This is a genomic window from Streptomyces humidus (assembly GCF_014649655.1).
GTDB classification, from domain to species: Bacteria; Actinomycetota; Actinomycetes; order Streptomycetales; family Streptomycetaceae; genus Streptomyces; species Streptomyces humidus.
Map to the genome: position 1 here is coordinate 238,209 of NZ_BMTL01000003.1, position 15,440 is coordinate 253,648.

At 73.4% G+C, this 15,440-nt stretch carries 14 protein-coding genes, 2 pseudogenes and 1 riboswitch; of the genes and pseudogenes, 8 read left to right on the top strand and 8 right to left on the bottom strand.

Annotated elements, in window-relative coordinates; genetic code table 11:
* Positions 1-93: 93 nt before the first annotated feature.
* Positions 94-657, bottom strand: a complete 564-nt coding sequence (locus tag IE239_RS04505; protein WP_190147928.1) for an SAV_6107 family HEPN domain-containing protein — start codon at positions 655-657, stop codon at positions 94-96.
* A gap of 286 nt (positions 658-943) precedes the next feature.
* Positions 944-1,318, bottom strand: a pseudogene (locus IE239_RS04510) (dihydrofolate reductase family protein); the annotation flags it as partial.
* Positions 1,319-1,653: 335 nt separating this feature from the next.
* Here IE239_RS04510 and IE239_RS04515 point away from each other — a divergent pair.
* From IE239_RS04515 to IE239_RS04535, 5 genes are all read left to right on the top strand, one after another.
* A complete protein-coding gene (locus IE239_RS04515; RefSeq protein WP_190147929.1) occupies positions 1,654-2,583 on the top strand; it encodes an ATP-binding cassette domain-containing protein in 930 nt (309 codons plus the stop codon).
* Positions 2,555-4,639: a YhgE/Pip domain-containing protein gene (locus IE239_RS04520; protein WP_190147930.1), complete on the top strand. Its 2,085-nt coding sequence runs from the start codon at positions 2,555-2,557 to the stop codon at positions 4,637-4,639. The genes IE239_RS04515 and IE239_RS04520 overlap by 29 nt, the downstream gene beginning before the upstream one ends.
* A 44-nt stretch (positions 4,640-4,683) precedes the next feature.
* The gene (locus tag IE239_RS04525) at positions 4,684-5,310 is read left to right on the top strand and encodes a TetR/AcrR family transcriptional regulator (protein WP_190147931.1); all 627 of its coding nucleotides are present in this window, start codon (positions 4,684-4,686) and stop codon (positions 5,308-5,310) included.
* A 464-nt stretch (positions 5,311-5,774) separates the two neighbouring features.
* Positions 5,775-6,392 (top strand): DUF4126 domain-containing protein, encoded by a 618-nt coding sequence (locus IE239_RS04530; protein WP_190147932.1) that lies wholly within the window; start codon positions 5,775-5,777, stop codon positions 6,390-6,392.
* 38 nt (positions 6,393-6,430) lie between these two features.
* Positions 6,431-7,903, top strand: a complete 1,473-nt coding sequence (locus IE239_RS04535; protein WP_190147933.1) for a phytoene desaturase family protein — start codon at positions 6,431-6,433, stop codon at positions 7,901-7,903.
* A gap of 57 nt (positions 7,904-7,960) precedes the next feature.
* On the opposite strand, the gene IE239_RS04540 is transcribed toward IE239_RS04535, so the two are convergent.
* From IE239_RS04540 to IE239_RS04565, 6 genes and pseudogenes are all read right to left on the bottom strand, one after another.
* Complete coding sequence (locus IE239_RS04540) at positions 7,961-8,968, bottom strand: SCO2102 family sporulation regulator (RefSeq protein WP_190147934.1); 1,008 nt, start codon at positions 8,966-8,968, stop codon at positions 7,961-7,963.
* 56 nt (positions 8,969-9,024) lie between these two features.
* Entirely contained in the window at positions 9,025-9,948 is a 924-nt protein-coding gene (gene metF, locus IE239_RS04545) for a methylenetetrahydrofolate reductase [NAD(P)H] (protein WP_190147935.1), read from the bottom strand.
* 216 nt (positions 9,949-10,164) lie between these two features.
* Positions 10,165-10,812, bottom strand: coding sequence for a thiamine phosphate synthase (thiE, locus tag IE239_RS04550; protein WP_190147936.1), 648 nt, complete (start codon positions 10,810-10,812; stop codon positions 10,165-10,167).
* A 73-nt stretch (positions 10,813-10,885) separates the two neighbouring features.
* Complete coding sequence (locus IE239_RS04555) at positions 10,886-11,251, bottom strand: Rv2175c family DNA-binding protein (RefSeq protein ID WP_190147937.1); 366 nt, start codon at positions 11,249-11,251, stop codon at positions 10,886-10,888.
* Positions 11,252-11,317: 66 nt separating this feature from the next.
* Positions 11,318-12,559: an NAD(P)/FAD-dependent oxidoreductase gene (locus IE239_RS04560; RefSeq protein WP_373308053.1), complete on the bottom strand. Its 1,242-nt coding sequence runs from the start codon at positions 12,557-12,559 to the stop codon at positions 11,318-11,320.
* Positions 12,560-12,678: 119 nt separating this feature from the next.
* Positions 12,679-13,017 (bottom strand): annotated as a pseudogene (locus IE239_RS04565) (avidin-fold protein); the annotation flags it as partial.
* Positions 13,018-13,069: 52 nt separating this feature from the next.
* A riboswitch (TPP riboswitch) is annotated at positions 13,070-13,181 on the top strand.
* Here IE239_RS04565 and thiO point away from each other — a divergent pair.
* From thiO to IE239_RS04580, 3 genes are all read left to right on the top strand, one after another.
* On the top strand, positions 13,179-14,345 hold the full coding sequence (gene thiO, locus IE239_RS04570) for a glycine oxidase ThiO (protein WP_190147938.1): 1,167 nt from the start codon (positions 13,179-13,181) through the stop codon (positions 14,343-14,345). (Overlaps the previous riboswitch by 3 nt.)
* A gap of 17 nt (positions 14,346-14,362) precedes the next feature.
* The gene (thiS, locus tag IE239_RS04575) at positions 14,363-14,563 is read left to right on the top strand and encodes a sulfur carrier protein ThiS (protein WP_190148050.1); all 201 of its coding nucleotides are present in this window, start codon (positions 14,363-14,365) and stop codon (positions 14,561-14,563) included.
* A 3-nt stretch (positions 14,564-14,566) separates the two neighbouring features.
* Positions 14,567-15,361: a thiazole synthase gene (locus IE239_RS04580; protein WP_190147939.1), complete on the top strand. Its 795-nt coding sequence runs from the start codon at positions 14,567-14,569 to the stop codon at positions 15,359-15,361.
* Positions 15,362-15,440: the final 79 nt, after the last annotated feature.

Consider the following 15,440-nt stretch of genomic DNA (forward strand, 5'->3'; position numbering starts at 1 on the left):
CAGACCGCGTCGGCGCGCCGCACCGGCGGACCGCGTCGCCAGGCCGCGTCGACGGGCCGGGCCGACGGACGCGAGCAGGGCCGCGGGGCCACGTCAACCCGCGTCCGGGAGGTCGCGGCCCGCTCCCGGGCCGCCCGGATCGCCCTCCTCCTGGCGCGGCTGCGGCAGAACCGGCTGGAGCACCAGCATCCGCTCGACGAGACGAAGGAACATCGCGACGTCGCGTATCAGATCGTCGGCGTCCCGCCGGTTGGCCGCGCCCTGGATGCCTGCCTCGGCCCGGGCGCGGCGCCGGGCCCCGGAGGCGAAGAGCGCGCTCCACTCGGTCAGTTCGGGCGCTATCTCGGGGAGCACTTCCCAGGCGCTGCGGATGGGGGCCCGGCGGCGGGTCGAGGGTTCCGGGCGGGCACGGGCGGCGAGCACGGCCGCCGCGGTGCGCAGAGCCGCCAGATGGGCTGTGGCGTAGCGCTCGTTGGGGGTTTCGAGGACGGCCGCCTCGTCCAGCCCGGCACGGGCCTGGGCGAGCAGGTCGAGAGCGGCGGGCGGGGCCGTGGTGCGGCGCAGCACGGGGTGCACGTCGCTCGCGGGGCCGTTCAGTGAGGGGGCAGGGCCGGTGGCGCGGCGCCGGCGTGCGGCGGCTGCGTGGTAGGCGGCCATGACGAACCTCCTGTCGTCTGTGTGACGGCTCGTCCGATACGGGCTGCCGTATGTCCCCATCGTGCGGTATGCCACTGACAATCCGTGCCGACCTGCTGTTCTTCTCAGCGAGGGTGACGAGAGGGGCTTCGCCCGAGCTGCCCTTCACCATGATCGATGAGCGGTTCGCGGTGTCGCTGTCCCGGTGATCGGGGCCAGGTGTCCCGGGATCGTCTGCCGTGACGCGTTGCCGGGCTCGCGAGATGGCCTGTCCACCGGGACGACGGACAGGCCACGTCGGCGTCGTGAACTGCCGGATCGTGATGACGCCTCCGCCGAGCCGGCCGTCCTTGCCCTGCACCCCCTCCCGTGCCTGCTCGAGGATCGCGGCGGGGTCGCCCTCGACGAAGTGGAAGGTGGTGTCGGAGAGGGTGAACGAAGGACGTCCGTGGCGGGTCATGACGAACACCGAGGTGCGGAACGGGGGCTCGTCACCCCACCAGCCGCGCCACTCATGGTCGTTCCAGGGCCCGCGCTGGGGCCCGAACTTGTTGCGGCCTGTGATCTCGGCGCCGATGTCGCGTGCGTAGTCGCGCGTGACGTGGTCGTCGAGGCCCCGGCTCCCGCCAGGGTCGGTGCGCATGGGCCGGCTCGCCGTGGCGCCTGCCCAGGAGAACAGCCTGGCGGACGCCCCTTCCACGACGGGACCGACCTCACGGGAGGCCGGTCCTCGAACCGCACGAGTGGCGCGTCACGCAGCGCTGTGCGGCGCCCGCCGCCTTCCCCGTCCACAAGTCCATATACGCGACCTCACAGCCGGCACTCGCTCTACTCGCCGTCGGCCAGGACGAGGGCACGACCTGCGCGACTCGCCAGGTTCAGTGCGCATTCGCCAGGTTCAGCGCACATCCGCCGGGTTCATACGGGCCGGACACCTGCGCTTTTGCTTCGAGCGGAGGTTCGGGCTATTTTTTGCACTGACCAGTCAGTTCAAAAATTGCTCCCAGGGGGGAACGAATGGACGGAGTCGGCGTCACAGCCGACGGCTTCGGGCTCCGAGGTCCTCGCGGCTGGGCGTTCCGGGACGTCGCCGTCGACGCGGAGCCCGGCTCGCTGATCGCGATCGAAGGGCCCTCGGGCTCCGGCCGCACGAGCCTGCTGCTCGCCCTCACCGGGCGGATGAAGGCCGGCGAGGGGACGGCGACCGTGGGAGGGGCACGGCTGCCCAAGCAGCTGACGGCCGTGCGCCGCATCGCCGCGCTCGCGCACGTACCCGGTGTCACGGATCTCGAACCGGCTCTGACCGTGGGGGAGCATCTGCGCGAACGGGCGCTGCTGCAGCGGCGGTTCGGTGGCTCCCTGCGCGATCTGCTGCGGCCGCGCGCGGTCCGGACGGCCGAGGCGGAGCTGCGGATCGGCGCCGCGCTCGATGCGGCCGGACTCGATCGCGAGGCGCTGCCCAAGGGCTCACGGACGGCCGTGCGCGACCTGGAACGCGTCGAGGCGCTGCGGCTGTCGGTGGCGCTGGCGCTGGTCGGACGGCCCCGGCTGCTCGGCGTCGACGACGTGGACCTGAAACTGACGCAGGCCGAGCAGGCGGAGGTCTGGGCACTGCTCGGGTCCCTCGCCGAGGCGGGGACGACGGTCCTGGCGGTGTGCGCCGAGGCGCCCGAGGGCGCCGTCACGGTGACGACCGGCGCGGACGCCGTCCCGTCCGGCGAGCGGCCGGCCGGACCGGGAGACGACCGGCGGGCCGGCCCGCGAGTCGAGCAGCGCCCCGGCCCGCAGGACGACCGCCGAGCCGGACCTGAAGACGAACAGCGAGCCGGACCGCACGGCGGACAGGAAGCCGGAGCGGCGGCGGAAGCGGGACCTGACGCCGCGCCGGAAGTCCGCCCGGAGAAGGAGGAGGAGTCCGATGCGCTCACCGAGACTCGCCGCGCTTGAGCTCAGGCGCTTCGGCCGGGGCCGGCTGCCCCGGGCGGCCCTCGTCGCGCTCCTGCTGCTGCCCCTGCTGTACGGCGCGCTCTACCTGTGGTCCTTCTGGGACCCCTACAGCCGGCTCGACCGCATCCCGGTGGCGCTGGTCAACGAGGACCGGGGGGCGACCGCCGGGGGCGAGAAGATCACCGCCGGGGACGACATCACCGAGAGTCTGCGTGACAGCAAGGTCTTCGACTGGCACGAGGTGAGCTCCGCCGAGGCACGCGCGGGCGTGGAGGACGGCAGGTACTACCTGTCGCTCACCATGCCGGCCGACTTCAGCCGGCGGATCGCCTCCAGTTCGGGCGACTCCCCCGAGACGAGCGCCCTCCAGGTGCGCACCGACGACGCGAACAACTACATCGTCGGGCAGATCTCGCGCACGGTGTTCGGCGAGGTACGCAGGGCTGCGTCCACGAAGGCCTCGCGGTCCTTCCTGGACAAGATCTTCGTGTCGTTCTCCGACATCCACGGCGCGACCGCGAAGGCCGCCGACGGGGCCGACGACCTCAACGGGGGCATCGGGAAGGCGGAACAGGGCTCCAAGGACCTCGCGGACGGCCTCGGCGACGCCAAGGACGGCAGCGGCAAGCTGGCGAAGGGGCTGAAGAAGCTCGACAAGGGCGCCGACAGCCTCCAGGACGGGTCCCGGAAGGTCGCGGACGGCACCCAGAAGCTCGCCGACAAGGTCAACGGGGTCGCCGACGCCCTGGGCCCCTTCGTCAAGGACAACGAGAAGACCATCGGCGACACCGCCCAACTGGTCGCGGACTCCTCGAAGGTGATCCACGACAACCTGGAAACCCTCGTGAAGGCCGCCCCGGTGGCCGCCACGGGCGCTCACACGGCCTCGGACACGCTCCACGCGGTGTACAAGGCGCGCTGTGAGACGCCGGTGCTCCCCGACCCCGCGTGCCCCGACCTGAAGAAGGCCGAAGACGCAGCCGCCGACGTGGCGAAGGTCGCCGACGACGTCGACACCCTGGTCGCCGACCAGGGCGGCGATCTGAAGACGCTCCGCACGAACCTCACCGCGCTGCAGAAGCAGGCGCAGTCGCTCGCCGACGACGCCCCGCATCTCTCCGAGGACCTCGACGACGCCGTGTCCCGGGTCAACGCGCTGAACACCGGGGCCGCGAAGGTCGCCGAGGGCGCCAAGAAGATCAACACCGCTCTCGGCAAGGCCAAGACGGGATCCGTGAACCTGGACGAGGGCGTCGGCAAGCTGGAGACGGGCGCCCAGGACCTCAACGGCGGCATGTTCAAGCTCTCCGACGGTTCCGGCAAGCTCGCCGACGGTCTGCACGAAGGCGTCGGCCGGATCCCCGACTACGACGCCCGGCAGCGCGACGCGCGCACCGCCGTCATGGCCGACCCGGTCCAGCTCGCCTCCCACGACCAGCACAAGGCGCCCAACTACGGCACCGGTTTCGCCCCGTACTTCATTCCCCTGTCGCTGTGGGTGGGCGCGATGGTGGCGTACATGCTGATCGCGCCGATGAACCGGCGCGCGCTCGCCGCGGGCGCCCCGGCCTGGCGGATCGCGCTGGCGGGCTGGCTGCCGGTGGTCGCGGTCGGGGTGCTGCAGACGACGGCGCTGATGGCCGTGCTGCACTGGGCGATCGGCCTGGAGATGGCCCGGGCGGCCGGCACCGTGGGATTCCTGTTCCTGGTGGCGGCGTGCTTCGCGGCTCTCGTGCAGTGGCTGAACGCGCGCTTCGGAGCGGCGGGGCGGATCCTCGTCCTGGCGCTGCTGATGCTGCAGTTGACGTCCGCGGGCGGCACCTATCCGGTGCAGACCAGCCCGGGCTTCTTCAACGCCGTCCACCCCTGGCTGCCGATGAGTTACGTCGTCGAGGCGCTCAGAAGGCTCATCAGCGGCGGCGGCCTGGGACCGGTGTGGCAGGCGTGCGCGGTGCTCGTCGCGTTCACCGCCGGCGCCCTGGTGCTGACCGCCCTGTCGGCGCGCCGCCGCCAGGTGTGGACGCTGGACCGGCTGCACCCGGAACTGAGCCTGTGACGATCGGGCGTACCGGAGGCCGCGTTCCTGTGACAATCAGGACCATGGAAAGCAGCACCACCTCGGGCGGCCGCACCCGCCGCGAGGCCACTCGGCAGAAACTCTACGAGGCGGCCGTCACCCTCATCGCCGAACAGGGCTTCTCCGCCACCACGGTGGACGAGATCGCCGAACGCGCCGGCGTGGCGAAGGGCACGGTCTACTACAACTTCGCGAGCAAGTCGGTCCTCTTCGAGGAGCTGCTGAGGCACGGCGTGGGCCTGCTCACCGCCTCGCTGCGCGAGGCCGCCGAGGACACGGCGCGAGGCGGCGGGAACAGGGTCGACGCCCTGGACGCGATGATCCGCGCCGGTCTGGTCTTCATCGACCGCTACCCGTCCTTCACCCAGCTGTACGTGGCCGAGCTGTGGCGCACCAACCGGGCGTGGCAGTCCACGCTGATGGTCGTGCGGCAGGAGGCGGTGGCCGTCGTCGAGGGAGTGCTGCGCGAGGGCGTCGACAACGGCGAGTTCAGCCCCGAGATCGACGTGCAGCTGACAGCGGCCGCGCTGGTCGGCATGGTGCTGGTGGCCGCCCTGGACTGGCAGGCCTTCCAGCCCGAGCGGTCCCTGGACGACGTCCATTCGGCGCTCTCCCGGCTGCTGCAGGGGCGGGTGAGCGGCCGCCGCTAGCCCACCGCCACGCGCGGGTGCTCACGTGGTCGGCACGCGTGGGCCACGCGCGGGTCACGCGGAAGCGCCGGTCCGTGACGGCCACGTCCCCCGTGGGCCGCCTCGGACCGGCGCTTGTGCGTACTCCCCCGTTCCCCCGTTCCCCCCGTTTTCTCCCCTGTGCTTCCCCTGCAGCCCCGTGGTCCCCCGCAGTTCCCCGTACGGTCGTTCCCCCGAGGGCTCCCCCGTGTCTCGCTCCCGCCGAGCCGGTCGGCCGGCGGAAGGAGCGGATCGAGGGCCGCTCCGTTCCGGCGCCCCGTGTCGCCGGTACCGGAGCCGCGCCCCTTCTCCGTGCCTCCACTCTCCCGTCCGCGCAGGTCGCGCCCCATCCGCGCGCGTACTCAAATTCTCCCCTGGGTACGCGTACTCAGGTCTGCGTGCTCGTCCCCAGGACGCCGGGCGGCCCACTGGCTACGATCGCGTCCGTGTCCGTACTCCCCCTTGTGTTCACCAGCGGCTGGGCCAGCGGCGTCAACGCCTACGCGGTGGTGCTCCTGCTCGGCGTCTTCGGCGCGACCGGCGTGAGCGACGACGTCCCGCAGACGTTGCAGCGCCCCGAGGTGCTCGCCGTCGCGGCCGTCCTGTTCCTGTGCGAGGCGGTGGCCGACAAGATCCCGTACGTGGACTCGGCGTGGGACGCGGCCCACACGGTGGTGCGGCCGCTGGCGGGCGCCTGGGTGGGCGCGCTGCTCGCCGGGCAGAGCGGTTCGCTCCCCGACGCGGCCGCGGCAGCGCTCGGCGGTTCGACGGCCCTGGCCAGCCACGCCGTGAAGGCGGGCACGCGGATGGCGGTCAACACCTCCCCGGAGCCCTTCAGCAACATCGTCGTGAGCCTGGCGGAGGATCTCGGGGTCGCCGGGATCGTCACGTTCGCGATCTTCCACCCGGTGGCGGCCTCGTTCGTCGCGGGGGCGCTGCTGCTGACCGGGCTGCTGGTCCTGTACTTCCTCGTCTCACGGATCCGCCGGTTCCTGCGGCGCAGGGCGCAACGGCGCGAGGAACGCCGGCTCGGCGCGTCCCCGTGGCCGCCGCCGCCGGGCTGATCACGTCACTGTCGGTGGCGGCCGATACAGTCACGGGCATGGCAGGGATTGCGGTGATCGGCGCCGGGATGGGCGCGCTGACGGCGGCCGCCCGGCTGGCCGTGGCGGGCCACCGGGTGACGGTGTACGAGCGGACGCAGACATACGGCGGAGCGGTGCGCCGCTTCGAGCGGGACGGCTTCGTGTTCGACACCGGCCCGACGCTGCTCCCCCTGCCCGCCGTCTACCGCGACCTGTTCGTCAAGACCGGCAAGGAACCGCTGGAGTCCTGTGTCGAGCTGGTCCAGGTCGACCCGTCCGCACGGCACGTCTTCGCGGACGGCTCGGAGGTGTCCCTGCCCAACGCCTCGCGCGCGGGGGTCGTCTCCGCGCTGGACGAAGCGCTCGGCGCGGGAGCCGGGCAGCGCTGGGGCGACTTCCTGGTGCGCGCCCGCGAGGCCTGGGACCGCACCCGGCGCCCGCTCCTGGAGGAGCCGCTGTGGCCGAACTGGTCGGTCCTCGCCGACCGCGAGCCCTACCCGGCGGTCCCCCACAAGCGTCTGCTGCGCACCCGTCGGGCGGCCACCCTGGCCGAGGTCGGGGCCTGGGAGCTGCGCGATCCCCGGCTCGCCGCGATGCTGGAGGGCCACGCGCTGGCGTACGGTCTCGACCCCCGGATCACTCCGGCGAGCGCGGCCGTCCTGCCCTACATGGAGCACGCCTTCGGCACCTGGTACGTGCGCGGGGGGATGCGGGAACTGGCCCGCGCGGTGTACGAGCGCTGTCTGGCCCGCCGGGTCGAGTTCGTCTTCGGCGCCGAGGTCGCGCGGATCCTGGACAAGGACGGCCGGACGGCGGGCGTGGAACTCGCCGACGGCACGGTGGCGGAGGCGGACTTCGTTCTGGCGCCGGGCGGCTTCGCCGGCCTCCCCGCCCGAGGCGAGGGCGAGGTCGCGCCCCAGCGGGGGCTGCCGAGCCGGCTGACCGTGCTGCTGGCGCTGCGCGGCCCCCGGCCGGAGGGAACAGCGCACCGCACGGTCGTGCACGCGCCGGACCGGGAGGCGGAGCGGGAGAGCCTGTTCGGTCCGGCGCCGTCCGTGCCCGCTCGGCCGACGGTCACGGTGCTGCGGCCCGACGACGCCCGGCTGGCGCCCGACGGCGACCATGAGCCGGTCACGCTCAGTGCCGTGGTCCCCGCCGGCGCGCAGACGTCCGACGCGAGCGTGGAGGCGCTGCTCGACGCCGCCGGGCGCGTCGTGCCCGGGCTGCGCGAGCGCCTGCTGTGGCGCGAGGTGCGCACTCCCGCCGACATCGCGCGCGAGACCGGCGCGGCGGGCGGCGCCGTCCCCGCGCCCGCGCTGGCCGCGGCCGGAGGGCGGCTGCTGCATCCCGCCAACTCCACCGGCCTGCAGGGCCTGTTCACCGTCGGCGGCTGGTCGCACCCGGGCGGCGGGCTGGCTCACGCCGGCATGTCGGGCACGCTGGTGTCCGGACTGATCGTGGAGGGGCCGGAGTTCCGCGGTTCGCGGTGAGGCCGTGAACGGCGGGGCGCACGGCCGGGCGAACCGGCGTCGGGGCGAACGCGGTCGTCAGAACCGGTACTGCTCGTCGTAACCGTTGCCCTGGCCGGGCTGCCGCCCGTCGCCCTGGTACGGGTACTGCTGCTCGGGCGGGAGTTCGCCGCCGAGCGGGTCGTCGGCGTTGCGCTGCTGCGGGACCCAGACCCCGCCGGGCGGGGTCTCCCCGTAGCCGCCGGCGCCGTACTGGTCCTGACCGTAGCCCTGTTGCCCGTACTGCTGCTGGCCGTACCCGGCGTCGTAGGAGCCGCCGCCGTAGGTCTGGGTGCCGATGTACGGGTCGGAGTAGGCGGCGTACTGCTGCTCGCCCGTCGCGTCGTAGCCGTACTGCTGCTGGTGGTACCCGGCGTAGGTGTCGTAGCCGTAGTTCTGGTCCGCTCCCTGGGCGGCCGTGGCGTACTGGTCCTGGGGCTGGCCCTGGCCGGTCGCTGCCGCGTGCGCGGCGTCGCTGTATATGCCGTAGGAGCCGGTGTCGTCGGGCAGGGGCTGCGGCTCGTAGACGGAGGTGGTCGCGGCGGCCGGGTCGAGGGAGCGTGACGCGGGGGTGAAGACGTCGTCGCGGTCGAAGTCGTCGTCACCGTAGGCGCTCTTGCCGCCGAAGCCGTTCTTGTCGTGGCCGCCGAACGCCACGTCGTCGCCGTGGGGCGCGCCGTCGTCGTAGCCGGCCTCGGCCGACTCCAGGCCGGAGACCTCCAGCGTGGGGTCCTGCCGTTCGGCCCTGCCGCGGCGGCGCTTGGGGACGGCCGCGCCGTCGCCCTCCGTGTCCGCGCGGCGGAAGGCCCAGCCCTCCGCGAAGCCGCGGCGGAACGACAGGGTGACGTAGGTCTGGCCGACCGCGAAGGCGGCCGCGCCCAGCGCGATGACGACAACCGACGGGATCAGGACACCGAGGACGACGCCGAGGAAGCCGACGAAGGCCAGCAAACGCCAGCGCAGCCGGGCCTTGTACTGCAGCAGAACCTCGCCGAGCAGCCACAGCGCGACGACGCCGAACGCGATGTAGAGGACCGTCCAGCCCATGTACGCCCCTCTCCCAGTGGCCGCTACGCAGTGTGTCGTATGTGGGTGCGACCGGTCTAGGCCTGCGGCGGATGGTGCAGGCCCAGGTTCTCGTAGATTTCCAGCGTCGCCGTGGAGTTGTTGAGCGTGATGAAGTGCAGTCCGGGCACTCCCTCGGCCAGCAGCCGTGCGCAGAACTCCGTGGCGAAGTCGATGCCAATGGAGCGTACAGCGGCCGGATCGTCTTTGGCTGTGAGGATCCGCTCTTTCAGGGCGGCCGGGAAGCGGGCGTTGCTGAGCTGGGGCAGGCGTTCCAGCATCTTCACGCTCGTCACCGGAAGGACCTCCGGGATGACCGGAGTCACACATCCGGCCGCCTCGACCCGGTCGCGCAGGCGCAGATAGGACTCGGGGTCGAAGAACATCTGCGTGATGGCGTAGTCGGCGCCGGCCCGGCACTTGTCGACGAAGTGCGACACGTCCGTGTCCCACTCGCCGGAGCGCGGGTGCATCTCGGGGAAGGCGGCGACGCCCACGCAGAAGTCGCCGGACTCCTTGATGAGCCGGACGAGTTCGGCGGCGTACGTCAGGCCCTGCGGGTGCGGCACCCAGGGCCCCATCGGGTCGCCGGGCGGGTCACCGCGCACGGCCAGCATGTTGCGGATGCCGGCGTCCGCGTACTGGCCGATGATGTTGCGCAGCTCGGCGACGGAGTGGTCCACGGCGGTGAGGTGCGCGACCGGCGTCAGGGTGGTGTCGACGACGATCTGCTGGGTCTCCTTGACCGTGGTGGCACGGGTGGACCCGCCGGCGCCGTAGGTCACCGAGACGAAGTCGGGGGCGACCGCCTCGACCCTGCGCAGGGCGTCCCACAGGCTCCGCTCACCCTTCGGCGTCTTCGGCGCGTAGAACTCGAACGAGTACGTCGTCTTGCCGGTCGCCAGGATGTCGCGCACGGTGCGCGCGCGGTCCGTCCTGGTGGATGCGGTTCCTAGGGCCATACCGGCAGGTTAGCCAGGGGCGGGCCGTCCCCCAACCGGATGCGGGAAAATTGCCCGGATTGTCGAGTTGTTGTCCACCCCTTGGACAATCGTACGAGGACGGCACAGGCGGCGAGACCGCAGGCCCCGCGGCGTGGGAGCGGGCGGTACGAGTGCCGGCGGCACGAGAGCGGCGTGAGGCCGGGCGGCCGGGCGCCGCGAGCTGGAACCGACGGGCTACCCCTGGCTCAGGCGCACGGCGAACTCCGCCGCCGCGGCGCCCGGATCGTCCGCCTGCGTGATCGCCCGGACCACGACGACCCGGCGGGCGCCCGCCGCGAGCACCTCGTCGAGGTTGCCGAGGTCGATGCCGCCGATCGCGAACCAGGGGCGATCGGCGCCGAGGGAGGCCGTGTGCCGCACCAGGTCCAGGCCGGGCGCATGACGGCCCGGCTTGGTGGGAGTGGGCCAGCACGGACCGGTGCAGAAGTAGTCCACGCCCTCCTCGGCCGCGGCGGCCTCCGCCTCCGCTGCCGAGTGCGTGGAGCGGCCCACCAGGACGCCGCCGCCGAGGATCGCGCGGGCGGCGGGGACGGGCAGATCACCCTGCCCGAGGTGGAGCACGTCGGCGCCGGCGGCGTGAGCCACGTCCGCGCGGTCGTTGACCGCCAGCAGCTTGCCGTGCCGGGCACAGGCGTCCGCGAACACCCGCAGGTGCTCCAGTTCCTCGGCCGCCTCCATGCCCTTGTCCCGCAGCTGGACGATGTCGACGCCGCCCGCGAGGACGGCGTCGAGGAACTCCGGGAGGTCGCCCTGGCGGGTACGGGCGTCCGTGCACAGGTACAGCCGGGCGGCGGACAGCCGGGTACGGGCGGTGTCGGGCATGCGAAGTCCCCCAGGATGGTGGCGTACGGGGCCGGGTGCGCCCCCGTACGCCGGTGTCGATGCGAATCGCAGGTCAGACGGCGAGCGCCTGGGCGCGGCGCTTCACCTCCGTGCCGCGATTCTCGCTCAGGGCCTGCGCGGGCGTGCCGGGCAGGCTCGGGTCGGGGGTGAAGAGCCACTCGAGCATCTCTTCGTCGGTGAAGCCGTCGTCCCGCAGCAGGGTGAGGGTCCCGACCAGGCCCTTCACCACCTTGTCCCCGTCGATGAAGGCGGCGGGGACGTGCAGCGCACGGTTCTCCCCCCGGCGTACGGCGATGAGCTGGCCGTCCTTGATCAGCTGCCGGACGCGGATCACGTCGACATCGAGCATCTCCGCGATGTCGGGCACGGTGAGCCAGGCGGGGACGAGAGCATCGGTCTTTGCGTCAATCTCGGTCACGGGAACAAGCCTGCCATCTGCCACCGACAGTCGGAAGCCGGGCCGGTCCGACCGGGCCGTCCGAGGTCAGGCGGTCGCGGCCTTCAGCGGCCTCGCCGGGTCACCGAGGAGCCGGGGATTCATGGGGGTACCCGCCTCGATCAGCCGTCTGCCCTGGGCGAGATCGCGGGGGCGCCCCACGGCCAGCAGGGCGATCAGACGGTCCTCGCGCAGCCAGCAGACCGTCCACGCCGGCCCGGAGGGGTCGCCGCGCCACACCGTGCCGTCGGCGTCGGCGTGGTGTCCGGCGTACTGGACGAAGCGGCCGAACTGCTCGGACCAGAAGTACGGGACCGGGTCGTAGACGGCGGCGGGCTCGTCGGTGGCCGCGCCGACGATGTTCGCCGCGACCGTGCGCGGCCCCTGGAGCGCGTTGTCCCAGTGATGGACGAGCAGCCTCTCGCCGTACCGTCCGGACGGGAAGGAGGCGCAGTCGCCGACCGCGTACACGTCCGGCAGCGAGGTGCGCAGTGCGGCGTCGGCCACGATCTCGCGGTGCGCGCCGAGCTCGATGCCGGAGCCGGCCAGCCAGGCGGTGGCGGGGCGGGCGCCGATGCCGACCACGACGGCGTCGGCGGGCACACGCGAGCCGTCGTCGAGGACCACCGCGCCGGGCTCGACGTGCTCCACCCGCGCGCGGGTGCGCAGCGCGATGCCGCTGTCGGCGTACCAGGCGGCCATCGGGGCGGCGGCCTCGGCGGGCAGGGCCCCGGCCAGCGGCCGGTCGGCGGCCTCGACGACGGTGACCTCGCAGCCGGCCTCGCGCGCGGCCGTGGCGAACTCCGCGCCGATCCAGCCCGCGCCGACGACCACGACGTCGTGCCGGCCCGCGAGGACGGGCCGCAGGCGTTCGGCGTCGTCCAGGGTGCGCAGCAGGTGCACGCCGGGCACTCCCTCGGCGCCGGGCAGCCGGATCGGCTCGGCGCCGGTGGCGAGGACGAGGACGTCGTACGGGACGGGCCCGCGCCCGGTGTCCAGCTCGTGGTCGGCCGGGCGCAGGCCGAGGACCTCGCGGCCGAGTTCCAGCTCGATGCCGAGGCTGTCGAAGTCGACGTCCAGGGCGGACCCCTCGGCCTTGCCGAGCAGTACGGCCTTGGACAGCGGCGGGCGGTCGTAGGGCTGATGGGGTTCGGCGCCCAGCAGCGTCACCCGGCCGTCGAAGCCCTGTTCGCGCAGGGCGACCGCGGTCTGCACCCCGGCCATGCCCGCGCCGACGACCACCACGCGGCGCCCGCCCGGCCTGTCCTCTTCCTGCCTCTGCTCGCTCACCTGATCACCTTAGACAACTGACGATCAGTCAGTCAGCCGTCGTGCTCCGTGACCTGCTCCACACCGTCCGCACCGTCCGTAGCTTCTGCACCGTCTGCACCGCCCGTAGCGTCCGAGTCGTCTGTGAGCTGCTCCACGACGCTCGTGCCGCTGCCGGGCTGCGACTCCCACTCCCAGCTCTCGTCGAGGCGCACCCGGCCGTCGGGGAGCTCGACGACCGTGGAGACGCAGTGCCCCGAGGACGTCGTCCCGTCGTGCTTGAGCTGGACGTACCGGAAGTCGAGACGGTCTCCCTCCCGAGTACCCACCAGATGCCCGCGTACGACCTCGCCGCCCGCGTAATCCGCCCAGACCGCCCCGTCCCGCTCGTGGTAGGCGAAGCGGGTGCGGGCGCCGACCTGTCCGGGCCCCTGGTCGGCGACGGGGGCGAGGAAGAGGCCGTCCAGTGACCGGGCCATGTGCGGAGGCTCCCTTACTGCGGTGTGCGGCGGCGGGCTAGGGTGGCCACGGTAGAGCACTCGCGGGAGCCCGGACGCACCGGGCTGAGAGGGAGGCTGGCGGCCTCCGACCGTACGAACCTGATCCGGGTCATGCCGGCGAAGGGAGGGGCTGGACGCCCATGTCGTCTCCGCGTACGTCAGACGTCCTCGTCATCGGGGGCGGGATCATCGGGCTGGTCACGGCCTGGCGGGCCGCGCAGCGCGGTCTGGCCACGGCGGTGGTGGACCCGGACCCGGGCGGCGGGGCCGCCCGGGTGGCCGCCGGGATGCTGGCCGCCGTCACGGAACTGCATTACGGCGAGCAGACGCTGCTCGGCCTCAATCTGGCGTCGGCCCGGCGCTATCCGGACTTCGCGGCCGAGCTCACCGAGCTGACCGGACAGGATCTCGGCTACCGGCGCTGCGGCACGCTGGCCGTCGCGCTGGACGCCGACGACCGGGCTCACCTGCGTGAACTGCACGCGCTGCAGCGGCAGTCGGGACTGGAGTCGGAGTGGCTGTCCGGGCGGGAGTGCCGGCGTCTGGAGCCGATGCTCGCGCCGGGGGTGCGCGGCGGGCTGCGAGTGGACGGCGACCACCAGGTCGACCCGCGGCGGCTGGCGCGGGCCCTGGTGAGCGCGTGCCAGCGGGCGGGCGTGGTCTTCCGCCGGGCCTGGGCGGAGGGGCTGACCGTGGTGGGCGAGCGGGCCGCGGGGGTCGTCACCCGCGACGGCACCACGCTGGCGGCGGGGCAGGTGGTGCTCGCCGGCGGCAGCCTGAGCGGGCGGCTCGCGGGACTCCCGCAGGACGTCGTGCCGCCGGTGCGGCCCGTGAAGGGGCAGGTGCTGCGGCTGACCGTGCCACGGCGGTACGCGCCGTTCCTGAGCCGGACCGTACGGGCCGTGGTGCGCGGCAGCCAGGTCTATCTGGTGCCGCGCGAGAACGGCGAGCTGGTGGTGGGCGCGACCAGCGAGGAGCTGGGCTGGGACACGACCGTCACGGCGGGGGGCGTGTACGAGCTGCTGCGCGACGCCCACGAGCTGATCCCGGGGATCACCGAGCTGCCGCTCACCGAGACCTGCGCGGGGCTGCGTCCCGCGTCCCCGGACAACGCGCCGCTGCTCGGGCCGACCCGGCTGGCGGGACTGTCCCTGGCGACCGGGCACTACCGCAACGGCGTGCTGCTGGCGCCGGTGACCGGCGACGCGCTGGCGCAGGTCCTGGCCACCGGGGAGCTCCCGGACGAGGCCCGTCCCTTCACACCCCGGCGCTTCGGCGTCGCCGCACTCTCGGAGCAGCCCGCATGAGCACCCTGAGCACCCGTCTGAACGTCTCCGTCAACGGTGAGCGGCGGAAGTTCGCTCCCGGCACCGTCCTCGACAGCGTCGTACGGTCCCTGACGCCGGCGCCCTGCGGGGTGGCCGCCGCGCTCAACGAGACCGTCGTCCCGCGCGCGCAGTGGCCGTCCACGGCTCTGCGCGACGGCGACCGCGTCGAGGTCCTCACCGCGGTCCAGGGGGGCTGAGCCATGGCCGACGACTCCTTCGTCCTCGGGGGCACGACGTTCTCCTCGCGGCTCATCATGGGCACGGGCGGCGCCACCGGCCTGGACGTGCTGGAACGGGCGCTGGTGGCGTCCGGGACCGAGCTGACGACGGTCGCGATGCGCCGGGTGGACCCCTCGGTGCACGGCTCGGTGCTGTCCGTGCTGGAGCGGCTGGGCATCCGGGTGCTGCCGAACACGGCGGGGTGCTTCACGGCCGGCGAGGCCGTGCTGACGGCGCGGCTGGCCAGGGAGGCGCTCGGGACGGATCTCGTCAAACTGGAGGTCATCGCCGACGAGCGGACGCTGCTGCCGGACCCGGTCGAGCTGCTGGACGCGGCGGAGACGCTGGTCGACGACGGGTTCACGGTGCTGCCGTACACGAACGACGATCCGGTGCTGGCGCGGAAGCTGGAGGACGTCGGGTGTGCGGCGGTGATGCCGCTGGGGTCCCCGATCGGCTCCGGCCTGGGCATCCGCAACCCGCACAACTTCCAGCTGATCGTGGAGCACGCGCGCGTGCCGGTGATCCTGGACGCGGGCGCGGGCACGGCGTCGGACGTGGCGCTGGCGATGGAGCTGGGGTGTGCGGGGGTGATGCTGGCGTCGGCGGTGACCCGGGCACAGGACCCCGAACGGATGGCGTCCGCCATGCGGGCCGGCGTCGAGGCGGGCCGGCTGGCCCGGCTGGCGGGCCGTATCCCGCGCCGCTGGTTCGCGCAGGCGTCGTCGCCCGCCGCGGGCCTGGCGGCGCTGGACCCGGAGCGCCCCGCGTTCTGACCCGTGCGACGGCGTCCGCGTCCCGCCACGCGCGTCACAGGTCGGCTGCAGTCGGCCGGCTGGAACGGCGGGGTGTCGG